This window comes from Staphylococcus chromogenes (assembly GCF_029024625.1).
In the GTDB taxonomy this organism is placed as follows: Bacteria; Bacillota; Bacilli; order Staphylococcales; family Staphylococcaceae; genus Staphylococcus; species Staphylococcus chromogenes.
In genome coordinates, this window is sequence record NZ_CP118953.1 from 1,186,120 (window position 1) to 1,200,523 (window position 14,404).

18 protein-coding genes and 1 riboswitch are annotated in these 14,404 nt (G+C 33.7%); of the genes, 15 read left to right on the forward strand and 3 right to left on the reverse strand.

Annotation, left to right across the window (positions count from 1 at the left end):
- Positions 1 to 7: 7 nt before the first annotated feature.
- The 10 genes from comGA to gcvPB all read left to right on the forward strand — a co-directional run bounded on the left by comGA (position 8) and on the right by gcvPB (position 8,209).
- Positions 8 to 982, forward strand: a complete 975-nt coding sequence (gene comGA, locus PYW36_RS05815) for a competence type IV pilus ATPase ComGA (protein ID WP_103158616.1) — start codon at positions 8 to 10, stop codon at positions 980 to 982.
- Positions 951 to 2,018, forward strand: coding sequence for a competence type IV pilus assembly protein ComGB (gene comGB, locus PYW36_RS05820; protein ID WP_103158615.1), 1,068 nt, complete (start codon positions 951 to 953; stop codon positions 2,016 to 2,018). Before comGA ends, comGB begins: the two co-directional genes overlap by 32 nt.
- A 14-nt stretch (positions 2,019 to 2,032) precedes the next feature.
- Positions 2,033 to 2,350, forward strand: coding sequence for a competence type IV pilus major pilin ComGC (gene comGC, locus PYW36_RS05825; protein ID WP_037573894.1), 318 nt, complete (start codon positions 2,033 to 2,035; stop codon positions 2,348 to 2,350).
- Positions 2,340 to 2,771 carry a competence type IV pilus minor pilin ComGD gene (gene comGD / locus PYW36_RS05830; RefSeq protein WP_051604961.1) on the forward strand — a complete coding sequence of 144 codons (432 nt, stop codon included), beginning with the start codon at positions 2,340 to 2,342 and terminating at the stop codon, positions 2,769 to 2,771. The genes comGC and comGD overlap by 11 nt, the downstream gene beginning before the upstream one ends.
- Before the next feature lie 104 nt (positions 2,772 to 2,875).
- Positions 2,876 to 3,058 carry a hypothetical protein gene (locus tag PYW36_RS05835; RefSeq protein WP_133172104.1) on the forward strand — a complete coding sequence of 61 codons (183 nt, stop codon included), beginning with the start codon at positions 2,876 to 2,878 and terminating at the stop codon, positions 3,056 to 3,058.
- Positions 3,059 to 3,074: 16 nt separating this feature from the next.
- Positions 3,075 to 3,449, forward strand: a complete 375-nt coding sequence (locus PYW36_RS05840) for a competence type IV pilus minor pilin ComGF (RefSeq protein WP_107374195.1) — start codon at positions 3,075 to 3,077, stop codon at positions 3,447 to 3,449.
- A gap of 164 nt (positions 3,450 to 3,613) precedes the next feature.
- Complete coding sequence (locus PYW36_RS05845) at positions 3,614 to 4,138, forward strand: shikimate kinase (RefSeq protein WP_103159095.1); 525 nt, start codon at positions 3,614 to 3,616, stop codon at positions 4,136 to 4,138.
- Positions 4,125 to 4,218: riboswitch (glycine riboswitch) on the forward strand. It overlaps the preceding gene by 14 nt.
- Before the next feature lie 72 nt (positions 4,219 to 4,290).
- On the forward strand, positions 4,291 to 5,382 hold the full coding sequence (gene gcvT, locus PYW36_RS05850) for a glycine cleavage system aminomethyltransferase GcvT (RefSeq protein WP_103159094.1): 1,092 nt from the start codon (positions 4,291 to 4,293) through the stop codon (positions 5,380 to 5,382).
- A 12-nt stretch (positions 5,383 to 5,394) separates the two neighbouring features.
- On the forward strand, positions 5,395 to 6,744 hold the full coding sequence (gene gcvPA / locus PYW36_RS05855) for an aminomethyl-transferring glycine dehydrogenase subunit GcvPA (RefSeq protein ID WP_103159093.1): 1,350 nt from the start codon (positions 5,395 to 5,397) through the stop codon (positions 6,742 to 6,744).
- Positions 6,734 to 8,209: an aminomethyl-transferring glycine dehydrogenase subunit GcvPB gene (gene gcvPB / locus PYW36_RS05860; RefSeq protein WP_037573879.1), complete on the forward strand. Its 1,476-nt coding sequence runs from the start codon at positions 6,734 to 6,736 to the stop codon at positions 8,207 to 8,209. Before gcvPA ends, gcvPB begins: the two co-directional genes overlap by 11 nt.
- 156 nt (positions 8,210 to 8,365) lie before the next feature.
- Here the strand turns inward: gcvPB and PYW36_RS05865 are convergent, their stop codons facing one another.
- On the reverse strand, positions 8,366 to 8,752 hold the full coding sequence (locus PYW36_RS05865) for a rhodanese-like domain-containing protein (protein ID WP_037573877.1): 387 nt from the start codon (positions 8,750 to 8,752) through the stop codon (positions 8,366 to 8,368).
- 147 nt (positions 8,753 to 8,899) lie between these two features.
- Here PYW36_RS05865 and PYW36_RS05870 point away from each other — a divergent pair, with 147 nt between their 5' ends.
- Positions 8,900 to 9,730: a lipoate--protein ligase family protein gene (locus PYW36_RS05870; protein WP_037573874.1), complete on the forward strand. Its 831-nt coding sequence runs from the start codon at positions 8,900 to 8,902 to the stop codon at positions 9,728 to 9,730.
- Positions 9,731 to 9,779: 49 nt separating this feature from the next.
- Here the strand turns inward: PYW36_RS05870 and PYW36_RS05875 are convergent, their stop codons facing one another.
- Complete coding sequence (locus tag PYW36_RS05875; protein WP_037573873.1) at positions 9,780 to 10,004, reverse strand: SA1362 family protein; 225 nt, start codon at positions 10,002 to 10,004, stop codon at positions 9,780 to 9,782.
- 11 nt (positions 10,005 to 10,015) lie between these two features.
- Positions 10,016 to 10,618: a hypothetical protein gene (locus tag PYW36_RS05880; RefSeq protein ID WP_037573870.1), complete on the reverse strand. Its 603-nt coding sequence runs from the start codon at positions 10,616 to 10,618 to the stop codon at positions 10,016 to 10,018.
- 91 nt (positions 10,619 to 10,709) lie between these two features.
- Here PYW36_RS05880 and PYW36_RS05885 point away from each other — a divergent pair, with 91 nt between their 5' ends.
- The 4 genes from PYW36_RS05885 (at position 10,710) to accC (ending at position 14,387) form a co-directional block, all read left to right on the forward strand.
- Positions 10,710 to 11,771: a M24 family metallopeptidase gene (locus tag PYW36_RS05885; RefSeq protein ID WP_103159092.1), complete on the forward strand. Its 1,062-nt coding sequence runs from the start codon at positions 10,710 to 10,712 to the stop codon at positions 11,769 to 11,771.
- Positions 11,772 to 11,798: 27 nt separating this feature from the next.
- Positions 11,799 to 12,356: an elongation factor P gene (gene efp, locus PYW36_RS05890; RefSeq protein ID WP_037573865.1), complete on the forward strand. Its 558-nt coding sequence runs from the start codon at positions 11,799 to 11,801 to the stop codon at positions 12,354 to 12,356.
- Positions 12,357 to 12,571: 215 nt separating this feature from the next.
- Complete coding sequence (gene accB / locus PYW36_RS05895; RefSeq protein WP_037573863.1) at positions 12,572 to 13,030, forward strand: acetyl-CoA carboxylase biotin carboxyl carrier protein; 459 nt, start codon at positions 12,572 to 12,574, stop codon at positions 13,028 to 13,030.
- Position 13,031: 1 nt separating this feature from the next.
- On the forward strand, positions 13,032 to 14,387 hold the full coding sequence (gene accC / locus PYW36_RS05900; protein WP_037573862.1) for an acetyl-CoA carboxylase biotin carboxylase subunit: 1,356 nt from the start codon (positions 13,032 to 13,034) through the stop codon (positions 14,385 to 14,387).
- Positions 14,388 to 14,404: the final 17 nt, after the last annotated feature.

Below are 14,404 nucleotides of genomic sequence, written 5' to 3' on the forward strand. Positions count from 1 at the left end.
ATTTTTTATGCAGTTATTATTAGACCATGTATTACAGTATGCCATAACCCATGACGCTTCAGATGTCCACTTTATTCCAACCGCTTCCCAAGTTGATGTAAAATTGAGAATAAAAGATAACTTAAAGACATTTGACACTCTGAATCTAGAGACATACCAAAGAATTTTAACTTTACTCAAGTTCAAATCAGGTTTAGATGTTTCTTCACGCCATAGAGCTCAAAGTGGGCGATACATCTATGAGTACCAAGAACTGTATTATTTGCGTGTTTCTACATTACCACTAAACTTGGGCACTGAAAGTTGTGTAATAAGAATAACGCCGCAAATATTTCAGACAGACAAACTTCAAACCACTAACGACATTCGTAAAATAATGGAGAAAAAACAAGGACTCATCTTATTTAGTGGCCCAACAGGAGCTGGTAAAAGTACACTCATGTATCAAATGGTCGTTTATGCTAAAGAAATATTAAATTTAAATATTATTACTATAGAAGACCCTGTAGAGCAGCTCGTTAATGGCATTACTCAAATTTCTGTAAATGAAAAAGCAGACATCACATATGGTAGTTCTCTTAAAGCTATTTTACGTTGTGATCCTGATGTTATATTAATCGGGGAGATACGAGACAAACAAATTGCCAAAGAAGTGACGCAAGCAAGTTTAAGTGGACATCTCGTCTTGCCAACGATTCATGCGAATGATTGTCAAGGTGTCTTATTAAGACTCATTGAAATGGGCATTACCAAACAAGATTTAATACAATCATTAAATATGATCGTTAATCAAAGACTAATCACAACTAAAAACAACGATAGAAGATTAGTCTATGAAACCATGACAAGTTTAGACATTCAATACTTTCTAAACCACAATTTTACATTGCCAGATTCATTTAAAAGTTTAAGTGAAAAACTTTATGACTTACAAAAGGAAGGGGAGATTGATGAACAAACTTTACGAAAGTATAAAAAATAAATATCAAATGTACTTACTAAAAAAACAGCATTTAACTCTAATGATTCGCTTGCACGCATTATTATCTCATGGATTTACCCTTGTAGAAGCCATGACTTTTCTATTCAAACAATTAAATGTAAAAGATAAAACACTTGTAAATAGCTTCACACTAATGCTTAAGAATGGAAGTACATGCTATGAACTTCTGAAATTCTTAAAATTTCCTAACACTATCCTCATGCAGCTGTATTTTGCAGAAAGGTACAGTACCCTTCCAAGTACGTTAAAACAATGTCACATTTTCTACAAGCAAAATCAAAAATTAGTTTCCCAATTTTATAAAAGTATTCAGTATCCTTTATTGTTATTACTCATTTTTATCTTTTTAATTATTATTTTAAATCATACTGTGATGCCTGAATTTCAATCGATGTACCAGTCTATGGACATCAAAGAAAATCCGTTGCAACATATGCTACAACGTTTTATTGCCTATTTTCCATATATTTTCCTCATAACTTTAATTATTTGCCTTTTGTTTTATTACTTATTTAAGAAATGGTTAAACCGACAATCCATGTCTCGGCAAATCAAAATTTTATCTCATTTGCCCATATTGAAAAGCTATTATCGTCTTTACATCACTTACCAAATCACTAACCAATTTGCTTTATTTTTTAAAAATGGAATATCACTTAACGATATCGTTCACATTTATATGAAACAAAAAGAAAGCCTTTTTTTACAATACCTTGGAGTCACACTACGAGATGAACTTAATGAAGGGAAACAGTTTACTGATATTATGCGTCAATTCTCATGTTTTGAACCTAGATTTATCGATTATATCGAGCAAGGTGAGAAAAGGGACAAATTGGATATTGAATTAATAATATATTCTCAATTTTTACTTGATCATATTCAAGAATATATTAGAAAGCATATTAGCTTTATCCAACCCATTATGTTTGTTTTAATTGGATGTCTTATTCTTTCAGTTTATTTAGTAATGATGTTACCGATTTTTGAAATGATTCAAACAATTGAAAAGTAAAAGGAGAAATTATGATGAAATTATTTAAAAAGTTAAAAGAAAACAAGGGGTTTACGTTAATTGAAATGCTTTTAGTTTTGTTAATTATAAGTGTACTTTTAATACTAATTATTCCTAATATTGCTAAACAATCAGAACATATTCAAAAAACAGGTTGTTCAGCACAACTTAAATTAGTCGAAAGTCAAATTGAAGCATATACTTTGAAATTTAATCGAAAACCTTCAACAATCGACGAACTTGTTCAAGAAGGTTATATCAAAGAAAATCAAAAATCATGCAAAAATGGAGACACCATCATATTACGTGGCGGAGAAGCCGTTGTTTCATAAAGAAGGATTTACTTTAATAGAATTTTTATTGGTTCTTACGATTATTTCTTTAACTTTGTTTTTAACTGTTACAAATCAGCAATCCCTCATTCCTACATTTGATTTAGAAACACAAGTAGCTAAGCTCACAAGTGAAATTGATTACTATCAGTCTCTAGCTATTAAACACAAACAACCCGTATTACTTGTATTTCGTCCGTACCATAATGACATTAAAATACAAATAGGAAATGAAAAACCTTTTTATGATTCATTGTCACCACTCATTTTATTAAATTCATCGAACCTTGATTACATTCAATTTAATACTCATGGACACATTACAAAGTTTGGAACTTTAAAGTTCTTATATCACCAGCAGAAGTTTAAACTCATTTTCCACATTGAACAAGGGAGGTATCGTGTATCTTTAGAAAACTAAACAATGGATATATTTACCTTGAATCACTTTTTAGTTTAATGATTATTACAATTATTTGTTTTTCATTTATTCCATTGATACATCAATTAGAAAGTACTTATATCTTGACCAAACAAGAGCTTGAATTAAAAAGAACACTTTTTAATGTTATTAAGGTTAACATTCCTAAAGAAAGGCAACAATTTTCAAAATATGAAGTTTATTCAACAAAGCAGCAACTCTGTATTCAAGATAAAGAAAACAATCAAAAATATTGTCGCTCAAAAAAAGGGATTCACACTCATTGAAACTACAATAGGTTTCATGATTCAATCTATACTTATTGCTATCATTCCTATTTTATTTTACGTATTAATACAATTTAAATCGCTTGTTATTTACGATGATACTTATACATTTGAATTAATGGTCAAAGAATTAAGTGATTCTATTGGTAAAGCACAATTATCTCAAATAAAAGTTGAACATCATAAAATTACATTGCCATTACAACACGAAACCATCACATACGCTTATGATAATCAAAAATTAATAAAAACAGTGAATGGTAAAGGTAATATTACTGTTTTACATCAAGTGTCTGAAGCCAAATTCAAAAAAGTATATAAACATCATCTCCTCATGAATATTAAATATAAAGTTGGTAAGGAGTGGAGATCTCATGAAGTTCTCTTCTAAACAAGGTTTTACATTGCCACTCGTATTTGCCATTTTTAGTATATACTTACTGTTTACTTCTTTTTATTTGTCGGTATATAGTCTAAAATTAAAATCATTGGATGCATTAAATTACGTATATGACAATGCAATGAATAAAATTTTAGAGGAAAGGAAAACCACAAATGATGAATAACCGTCACCCCATTCTTCTAATCGGATTTATGGGCTCAGGGAAAACAACTATTGGACAGATGCTCGCACGTGATCTTCAATTAGATTTCGTTGACTTAGATGCAGTGATAGTTCAACACGAACAAAAAACTATCCCTCAAATATTTGAAACATTTGGAGAAGAGGGTTTTCGTAAACGTGAATATAATCAATTAAAAAAACAACTAACCTCAGCCAAAATCATTGCCACTGGTGGAGGAATTGTAGAATTTAAAAAGAGTTTTCAATTGCTAAAAAGTAAAGAAATCACAATAATATGGCTAGATGCGCCATTCCAAACTCTATATAATCGCGTACATAATGATAGTAATCGACCAAATGCTCACGCCAAATCATTTTCGAGTTTAAAAAACTTGTATTTAAGTCGTATTTCAAGATATAATGAAATCGCATTCATCAAGGTGAATACTGATAAATCATTAAGTATTGTTCTTGATGAAATTAAAAAGGCACTATTTGCGAATGATCAATATTAGAGAGAATGGTTAAATCCATCGCCGAAGGAGCAAGTAATTTAAATTATGAATCTCTCAGGCAAAAGGATAATATTGTGACGCATTCCTGAAGGTATCGCAACAGGGAAGTATCAATACTTCCCTGTTTTTCATTATTAAGAGGAGGATGTTACATGGTGGAAAATTTAAAACAAACACCATTATATCAACATTACGTTGATGCAGGTGCGAAAATTGTAGAATTTGGTGGTTGGGCTATGCCAGTCCAATTCACAAGTATCAAAGAAGAACATAATGCTGTCCGTACTAAAGCAGGCTTATTTGATGTAAGTCATATGGGGGAAATTTTAGTAGAGGGTGCACAAGCAGATGACTTAGTTCAATACGTTTTAACGAACGATACAACTTTGCTTACTACTGAAAACGCACATTATACGACACTTTGTAATGAAAAAGGTGGCGTTATCGATGACCTAGTTACTTACAAATTAGATGATAAAAGATATTTACTTGTTGTGAACGCAGCAAATACTGAGAAAGACTTTAATTGGATTCAAAAACAGTCAAATGATTTTGATGTGACAGTTAAAAATGTATCAGAGGAATATGGTCAACTTGCTATACAAGGTCCTAATGCCCGTGACATTATTCAAAAGCACGTTTCAGAAGATGTAAGTCAAATGAAAATGTTTGAATTCAAACAGAACGTTGAACTATTTGGTAAAAATGTCATTCTTTCTCAATCTGGTTATACAGGTGAAGATGGTTTTGAAATATATTGTAACTCAGAGGACACAACAACAATTTGGGACGAATTATTAAAAGAAGACGTAACTCCATGTGGATTAGGTGCACGTGATACATTGCGACTTGAAGCTGGTTTACCATTACATGGCCAAGATTTAACTGAAGAAATCACGCCATATGAAGGTGGTATTGCGTTTGCCGTTAAACCACTTATTGATGCTGACTTTATTGGTAAATCCGTATTAAAAGAGCAAAAAGAAAATGGAGCGCCTCGCCGTACTGTAGGTCTAAAAATGATTGATAAAGGTATTCCTCGTACAGGTTATACAATTTTAAATACAGAAGGCAAAGAAATTGGCGTTGTAACTTCTGGTACACAATCACCATCCACAGGTAATTCTATCGGTTTAGGTATTATTGACCGTAATGAGTTTGAAATGGGCAAAGAAGTTGTCATTCAAGTGCGTAAACGTCAAGTTAAAGCACAGATCGTTAAGAAAAATCAAATTAAAAAATAAGGGGTGGACAAATTGAGTCATCGTTATATTCCATTAACAGAGAAAGACCAAAAAGAAATGCTAGACACTATTGGTGTTAGCTCAATCGCTGAACTTTTTGGAGACGTTCCTGAAAATGTTTACTTAGATAGAGATTTAAACATTGCAGATGCAGAGGCTGAAACGCAACTATTAAAAAGATTAAATAGAGTAGCTAGCAAAAATATAACAAAAGAAACACATGCGAGTTTCCTTGGGGCTGGGGTTTATGACCACTATACGCCATCAGTTGTGGACGCAATGATTTCTCGTTCTGAGTTCTACACTGCATACACACCTTACCAACCTGAAATTTCACAAGGTGAATTACAAGCGATTTTCGAATTCCAAACAATGATTTGTGAACTAACAGGAATGGATGTTGCGAACTCATCTATGTATGATGGTATTACAAGTTTCGCAGAAGCATGTATCCTCGCATGGGACAAAACTAAAAAAAGAAAACTTGTTGTTTCTAAAGGAATGCACTATCAAGCCCTTCAAGTACTTCACACTTATTCACAAAGTCGTGAGCAATACGAAGTTGTAGAAGTTGATTTAGATGGTACAATTACTGATCTTGCTAAATTGGAAGAAGTCATTGATGATGATACTGCAGCAGTTGCAGTTCAATATCCAAACTTCTATGGATCTATTGAAGACTTAGAAAAAATCAAATCTTTCATTGAAGGTACAAAAGCCTTATTTATTGTCTATGCAAATCCTTTAGCACTTGGATTATTAACACCTCCTGGTGAATTTGGTGCTGATATTGTAGTTGGTGATACTCAAGTATTTGGTATTCCATCACAATTTGGTGGACCACACTGTGGTTACTTTGCAACAACTAAAAAGTTAATGCGTAAAATTCCAGGTCGTTTAGTAGGTCAAACTCAAGATGATCACGGAAATAGAGGATTTGTATTAACATTACAAGCACGCGAACAACACATTCGTCGTGAAACTGCGACATCAAATATTTGTTCAAACCAAGCACTTAATGCATTGGCATCATCTATTGCAATGTCTGCCTTAGGTAAACAAGGACTCCAAGATATCGCAATCCAAAACATCGAAAACGCCAACTATGCTAAAGAACAATTTAAATCTAATGGTTTTGAAGTTTTAGAGGGAACTTCTTATAATGAGTTCGTTGTCAAATTTGACTCTTCAATCGAAGAAATCAATAAGAAATTATTAGATGAAGGTTTTATTGGTGGCTTTGATTTAGGTGCTGTAGATGACCAATTCAAAAATCATATGTTAGTTGCAGTTACAGAACTTCGTACTAAAGACGAAATTGATACATTCGTGAAGAAAGCAGGTGAGCTTAATGGTAAGTAAATCAAGTCCATTAATTTTTGAACGCTCTAAAGAAGGTAGATTTGCATATTCATTACCACCAAAAGAAATTGACAACGGGGTCGCAGAAAAAATATTAGATGATAAATTTATTCGTAAAAGCAAAGCTGAATTCCCAGAAGTGGCAGAACTTGACTTAGTACGTCACTACACTGAACTTTCTAATAAAAACTTCGGTGTCGATACTGGTTTTTATCCTTTAGGTTCTTGTACAATGAAATACAATCCTAAAGTCAACGAAAAAGTAGCTAGAATCGGTGGTTTTGCTGAAGCTCATCCATTACAAGATGTTGATCAAATTCAAGGTTCATTAGAAATCATTTATAGTTTACAAGAAGAATTAAAAGAAATTACAGGTATGGATGAAATTACGCTTCAACCTGCTGCAGGGGCACATGGTGAATGGACAGCACTTATGGTATTTAAAGCTTATCACCTTAAAAATGGTGATACGCAACGTGATGAAGTTATCGTACCTGACTCAGCACATGGTACGAACCCAGCTTCTGCTCACTTTGCTGGCTTCAAATCGGTAACGGTTAAATCTAATGAAAAAGGCGAAGTAGATATCGATCACCTTAAAGAATTAGTAGGTGATAAAACTGCAGCCATCATGTTAACAAACCCTAATACTTTAGGTATTTTCGAAACTAACATTATGGAAATTCGTGATATTGTACACGAAGCTGGCGGTCTTTTATACTATGATGGCGCAAACTTAAATGCGATTATGGATAAAGTACGTCCTGGAGATATGGGATTTGATGCGGTTCATTTAAATCTTCATAAAACATTCACAGGTCCACATGGCGGTGGCGGTCCTGGTTCAGGTCCAATCGGTGTGAAAAAAGAATTACGTCAATTCTTACCGAAACCTCTTGTTGTGAAAGATGGAGACCGTTTTGTTTATGATAATGATATCGAGTATTCTATCGGACGTGTTAAACCGTTCTATGGTAACTTTGGTATTTATCTTCGTGCTTACACTTATATCCGTACAATGGGATATAAAGGTCTTAAAGAAGTGTCAGAAGCGGCAGTACTTAATGCCAACTACATTAAAGCACGCTTAAAAGACACATTTGTCATTCCATTTGATCAATACTGTAAACATGAATTTGTACTTAGTGGAACGAAACAGAAAAAACTTGGTGTCCGTACTTTAGATATGGCTAAACGTCTTCTTGATTTTGGTGTTCACCCACCAACAGTCTACTTCCCATTAAATGTTGAGGAAGGTATGATGATTGAACCAACAGAAACAGAATCTAAAGAAACTCTAGATTATTTCTGCGATGCGTTATTGCAAATTGCTAAAGAAGCGGAAGAAGACCCTGATAAAGTTTTAGAAGCACCACACACAACAATTATTGATCGTCTCGATGAAACAACTGCTGCACGTAAACCAATCCTTAAATTTGAAGGACTCAAAGCAGAAAAAGAATAGTGATATATGTATTAAAAATGCCTAGGCTCCTTTGCCTAGGCATTTTTATGTATAAGACCACAAAAAAGGGATGGATGCCAATCATCCAATCCCCATAAAAGTACGTCTATTTAGATGCTATAAAGGTTTTAGTAAAAGTTTGTTTCAAGGAACCTCTTATTTTTTAGATTTAATCTTTCCTGTCCACTTTTTATAGCCGCCTTTAAGCATATATAACTCTTTATATCCTTTTTTCTTCAACGTACGTGCGGCTCTATAGCTGGCTATCCCATTCGCATCGATTAAATAAATTGGCTGGTCTTTACGTAACCCTTGATATCTTTGTCGAAACATCGTCATTGGAATATTACGTGCGCCATTGATATGGCCATAATCATAATCTGCTTTTTCTCTTAAATCAATCACTTGCGCTTTACGTAGCCCTTGCTGGAAATCTTCTTGATTAAGTTCTGTCACTGCTTTTTTGTTTAAGAAAAAGTTTAGAAGCATCCATGCAATGACAGCTACAAGAACAATTATAGCGATTATCATAACGTTGCTCATCTTGCATCCTCCCTAAATTACCGATATTATTATTATAAAGGTGATATGCAAATTTATCAAAATTTTTTAACGATAAATCAATTACTTTTAAACAGATTCAATTTTAAGGATCTCTTTAAATTTTTAGACAATGAGGGAGTTTTTCACATGACTGAAACATGGCATTTTATTAATACAGGGAAACGTGATCCATATTATAATATGGCTTTTGATGAGGCATTATTAAATTTCGTTTCACGAGGTGAAATAGATCCGGTCATCCGCTTCTATACATGGAATCCACCAACGTTATCCATAGGATATTTTCAACGTCTTGAAAAAGAAATCGACATTGCCAAAGTAGAAGAAAAGGGGTACGGCTTAGTTCGTAGACAAACCGGGGGGCGTGGTGTCCTTCATGACAAAGAACTCACTTATAGTGTTATTGTCCCAGAATCACATCCAGCTATGCCTAAGACGGTTACTGAGGCTTATAGAATCATATCTACCGGTTTACTAGAAGGGTTCAAACTTCTAGGCTTCGATGCTTATTTTTCAGTACCACGTTCAAAGGAAGAGCGTGAAAAATTGAAACAACCGAGAAGCTCTGTTTGTTTTGATGCACCAAGTTGGTATGAGTTGGTCGTCGAAGGTAAGAAAATTGCTGGAAGTGCTCAGACTCGCCAAAAAGGTGTCATCCTACAACATGGCTCTATTCTACAAGATGTTGATATCGATGATTTATTTGATATGTTTATCTTTAAAAATACGCGACTAAAAGATAAAATGAAAGAGGCTTTTGTAGATAAAGCGATTGCCATTAATGACCTTTCTGATAAAAAAGTAAGTTTAGAAGAAATGGAGCATGCCTTTTATGAGGGTTTTAAAAAAGGGTTAGATATTGAATTTAAACCTTTAGAACTTTCAGAGGCACAATTACAAGAAGTGGAAGAACTATGTGAAAAATATCGTTCTAAAGAATTTTTATATCGTAAATAAACAAAAAAGCACTGTTTGTCTCAATCAAAGAGATACAGTGCCTTTTTTATTAACGTCGACGTCGTATTTTATTTTTCCATACGGCTTTTTTATATTTTCGTTGATCCGGTGTTAAAAAGAAAAAGAAATAAATCAAAAAAATAATCCCTAAAAATATAATTACCACTATAAGGGTGTTCACCAAACTAAACAAAACAGCGTCTAAGTTAAATAATAGCCCTATAATAGCAACAGCTATAATAATCCCAAAAAATATATTCTGTAATGCTTTCATGATTTTCTCCTTTACTGATTCTCAGTTGAATTTACGTTGACTTCCAAATTAACGAGTTCCTGTCTTCCTTTATTAATTTGTTTAAGATCTTTTTTATCGTATCCTTTTTTAATGTCATTGAAAGATGACTTAATTTGTTGTTGTAGTTTTTGGACCTCCTTGTCTTGTTTTTTAATTTCACTGTTCTTTTTGATTTCTGAGGAATCTATGTTGTCTTTATAGGTCGAAACAGCTTCTTCATGGTCACTGATAATAGCATCCAATTGGTCATTTACATCATTATTTTTCTTGTTTTTGAGTACTTCTTTATCAATCTTTTGATATTCATTAATCAAGTGAGTGAGTTCATTATAATAATCAGAGGAAACTTTTAAATAATCAGACATGGTTTGATTATTTTTCGCTTGCCTTTTATTTTGATTATCTTTATCCAATGCTTCCAATTGTTTTTGCTTTTGCGCATTTTCATTCTTAATTTCTTGGTTTTCTAGTTTGAGATCATGATTTTTATCGCTTAATTTAGTACTTTTTTCTTCTAAAGGCAATAAATTTTGACTCCCACAGGCTGTTAATAAAATTGAAGATACGAGAAATAGACTTGCTACCTTTTTCATAACTGACTCCTAATCCAAAGTTTTTCACTATACAAGTATTTATTTTACGGTATCATAGAAGTAATCACAAATAAATAAGGGGGCAAATTTTATGAATATAAGACTCAAAAAAGTCAAAGCATTGTTAGAAAAAAAACAACTTGATGGTATTGTGATTTTAACAGACTTCAATCGTCGATACCTTTCAGGGTTTACTGGCTCTAGTGGTGGATTGTTAATCACTAAAGATAAAAATATTCTTTTGACAGATTTTAGATATATAGAACAAGCAACAAAACAAGCACCTGATTTTCAAATTATTCAACATACAAAACCTTTATTAGATGAGATGGTTGAGCAATTTAAAACATCTCATTTGTCAAACATTGGTTTTGAGAGTCATCTCGTTTCTTATGATACATTTTTAAATTTAAATAGAGGGCGCCATGACCTTATTACTTTAGGAGACGAAATCGAAAAAATTCGCATGGTCAAAGACGATAACGAAATTCAATCCATTGATAAAGCCGCAAAAATTGTTGATGATGCATACCACTACATATTAAAAATTGTCGAACCAGGCATGACTGAAAAAGAGGTTAAGGCCCATTTAGAAAGTAAAATGTTACACTTAGGCTCTGAAAAAACATCATTTGATACGATTGTTGCTTCAGGCTATCGGGGCGCATTACCACATGGGGTTGCCACTGATAAAGTTATTGAAAAAGGCGATATGGTCACTTTAGACTTTGGCGCTTATTATGATGGTTATGCTTCTGATATCACGCGCACATTTGCTGTAGGTGAGCCAAGTGCTAAAATGAAAGAAATTTATGAAATTGTGTTAAAAAGTCAAGAAACAGCTGTAGCTCAAATTCGCCCTGGCATGACAGGTAAAGAAATAGATTCTATTGCTAGAAAAATAATAGAGGACGCTGGATATGGTTCAAATTTCGGTCATTCTCTAGGTCATGGCGTAGGGCTCAATGTACATGAAATGCCAAACCTATCTCAAAAATCACATCAAGTACTGGAGCCTAACCATGTTGTCACAATTGAACCGGGGATTTACGTGCAAGGTGTAGGCGGAGTCAGAATAGAAGATGACATTTTAATTACTGAAAATGGAGGACGACGCTTTACTAATTCAACAAAAGACCTTATTATTTTATAAGAGAGTGATACTTGAGGAGGAAAATGCATGATTTCTGTAAATGATTTCAAAACAGGTTTAACAATTTCAGTTGATAACGGGATTTGGAAAGTAATTGAATTTCAACACGTTAAACCAGGAAAAGGATCTGCATTCGTAAGATCTAAATTACGTAATTTACGTACGGGTGCTATCCAAGAAAAAACTTTTCGTGCAGGTGAAAAGGTAGAACCTGCTATGATTGAAAATCGTCGTATGCAATATTTATATGCTGACGGGGACAACCATGTATTTATGGATAATGAATCTTTTGAGCAAACTGAATTAACAACAGCTTATTTAGAACATGAATTAAAATTCCTTAAAGCAAATATGGATGTTCAAATTCAAACATACGAAGGTGAAACAATTGGAGTAGAACTCCCAAAAACTGTTGAACTTCAAGTGACTGAAACAGAACCTGGTATTAAAGGTGATACAGCAACTGGTGCTACTAAATCAGCGACAGTTGAAACTGGTTACACACTAAATGTGCCGTTATTCGTAAACGAAGGTGATACGTTAGTGATTAACACTACTGACGGTAGTTATGTATCACGTGCATAATTTTCTCATTAATAAGAGCGTTTTTATCTTTATTCAATGTAGAATAATTAAGCATTAATAAGTTAGTTGTAATAAAATAATCAATTTGGGGTTGGACATGAATGGATGTGCCAACCCCGTTTTACTGTATCATCCACTGGTATTTGCTTGAATTGGTCCATTTCCTCAAGTAAAATAGTATGATAGAAATAATTCAATCATAAGGGAGAAACATTATGAATTTTAAAGAGATTAAAGAGTTAATTGAAATTTTAAGTGACTCTAATTTAACTGAAATTAATATTGAAGATAAAGGGACAGTTGTTAATCTGAAAAAAGAAAAAGAATTGGTGACACAACAAGTTACAGCAGTTGCACCGACAAACATTGCACCTGCTAGCGCTGAACCTCAAGTGGTACAATCTGATGTTTCGAATAATGAAGTAAAACAAGATGATAATTTACAAACAATTACAGCTCCTATGGTAGGGACTTTTTATAAATCTCCTTCACCAGAAGAAAATCCATATGTACAAGTTGGAGACCAAGTTTCTGCAAATACAACAGTATGTATTTTAGAAGCAATGAAACTTTTCAATGAAATTCAAGCAGAAGTTTCAGGTGAAATCGTTGAAATTCTTGTAGAAGATGGACAAATGGTTGAGTATGGCCAAGCATTGTTTAAGGTGAAATAATATGAAAAAAATACTTATTGCGAACCGTGGCGAGATTGCAGTGCGCATTATTCGTGCATGCCATGAATTAGGAATTCAAACAGTGGCAATATATTCAGAAGGCGATAAAGATGCTTTACATACTCAACTAGCCGATGAAGCTTACTGTGTGGGGCCTAAGCAATCAAAAGATTCATATTTAAACATTCCAAATATATTATCTATTGCCACTTCTACAGGTTGTGATGGCATACATCCGGGTTACGGATTTTTAGCAGAAAATGGGGACTTCGCTGAATTATGTGAAGCTGTACAATTAAAATTTATTGGTCCTAGTTATAATTCCATTCAAAAAATGGGGATTAAAGATATTGCTAAAGAAGAAATGAAACGTGCAAATGTACCTGTTGTTCCAGGCAGTGAAGGACTTGTTGAGAGTATTGAGCAAGCCATCGAAACAGCTAACACTATTGGCTATCCAGTCATTATAAAAGCAACTGCCGGGGGCGGTGGTAAAGGGATACGAATCGCGCGAAATGAAGATGAGCTCGTTAATGGATATAAAATGACACAACAAGAGGCTGAAACAGCGTTTGGTAACGGGGGACTTTACTTAGAAAAATTCATTGAAAATTTTCGCCATATTGAAATTCAAATCATGGGAGATGAACATGGTAATGTCATTCACCTAGGTGAACGTGATTGTACGATACAGCGCCGAATGCAAAAGCTTGTCGAAGAAGCGCCTTCACCTATTCTCTCAGAAAAGATGCGCCAGGAAATGGGCGAAGCAGCTGTTCGGGCAGCAAAAGCTGTTGAGTATTATAATGCAGGAACAATTGAATTCATTTATGACCTAGATGAGGATAAATTTTATTTCATGGAAATGAATACTCGAATTCAAGTTGAGCATCCAGTCACAGAAATGGTGACGGGGGTAGATTTAGTTAAATTACAAATCAAAGTAGCTATGGGAGAAAAGCTCCCCTATACTCAAGAAGATATTCAAATCAATGGTCATGCGATAGAATTTAGGATAAACGCTGAGAATCCTTATAAAAACTTTATGCCATCTCCTGGAAAAATCACTCAATATTTAACACCTGGCGGATACGGTGTACGTATAGAATCAGCTTGTTACAATAATTACATGATTCCTCCTTACTATGATTCTATGGTAGCAAAATTGATTGTTCACCAACCTTCAAGGGATGAAGCTATAATGACAGGATTACGTGCGTTGAATGAATTTGTAGTCATGGGCATTGATACAACCATTCCATTCCATATACGTTTGTTAGGTCACCCAGTATTTAGAGAAGGATTTTTTAGTACCAAATTTTTAGAGATTTACGATATTATGAACGAAGAAGGATAATTTAATATGGAGGCGAA

What these genes read in the sequence shown, in the direction of transcription:
- PYW36_RS05880 (WP_037573870.1), bottom strand. Translation starts at nt 10,618, where the DNA reads ATGAAAAAGGTAGCAAGTCTATTTCTCGTATCTTCAATTTTATTAACA.
- comGB (WP_103158615.1), top strand. Translation starts at nt 951, where the DNA reads ATGAACAAACTTTACGAAAGTATAAAAAATAAATATCAAATGTACTTA.
- PYW36_RS05875 (WP_037573873.1), bottom strand. Translation starts at nt 10,004, where the DNA reads ATGAAAGCATTACAGAATATATTTTTTGGGATTATTATAGCTGTTGCT.
- PYW36_RS05885 (WP_103159092.1), top strand. Translation starts at nt 10,710, where the DNA reads ATGAATATAAGACTCAAAAAAGTCAAAGCATTGTTAGAAAAAAAACAA.
- PYW36_RS05870 (WP_037573874.1), top strand. Translation starts at nt 8,900, where the DNA reads ATGACTGAAACATGGCATTTTATTAATACAGGGAAACGTGATCCATAT.
- efp (WP_037573865.1), top strand. Translation starts at nt 11,799, where the DNA reads ATGATTTCTGTAAATGATTTCAAAACAGGTTTAACAATTTCAGTTGAT.
- PYW36_RS05845 (WP_103159095.1), top strand. Translation starts at nt 3,614, where the DNA reads ATGATGAATAACCGTCACCCCATTCTTCTAATCGGATTTATGGGCTCA.
- accC (WP_037573862.1), top strand. Translation starts at nt 13,032, where the DNA reads ATGAAAAAAATACTTATTGCGAACCGTGGCGAGATTGCAGTGCGCATT.
- comGC (WP_037573894.1), top strand. Translation starts at nt 2,033, where the DNA reads ATGAAATTATTTAAAAAGTTAAAAGAAAACAAGGGGTTTACGTTAATT.
- comGA (WP_103158616.1), top strand. Translation starts at nt 8, where the DNA reads ATGCAGTTATTATTAGACCATGTATTACAGTATGCCATAACCCATGAC.
- gcvT (WP_103159094.1), top strand. Translation starts at nt 4,291, where the DNA reads ATGGTGGAAAATTTAAAACAAACACCATTATATCAACATTACGTTGAT.
- gcvPB (WP_037573879.1), top strand. Translation starts at nt 6,734, where the DNA reads ATGGTAAGTAAATCAAGTCCATTAATTTTTGAACGCTCTAAAGAAGGT.
- PYW36_RS05840 (WP_107374195.1), top strand. Translation starts at nt 3,075, where the DNA reads ATGATTCAATCTATACTTATTGCTATCATTCCTATTTTATTTTACGTA.
- PYW36_RS05865 (WP_037573877.1), bottom strand. Translation starts at nt 8,752, where the DNA reads ATGAGCAACGTTATGATAATCGCTATAATTGTTCTTGTAGCTGTCATT.
- accB (WP_037573863.1), top strand. Translation starts at nt 12,572, where the DNA reads ATGAATTTTAAAGAGATTAAAGAGTTAATTGAAATTTTAAGTGACTCT.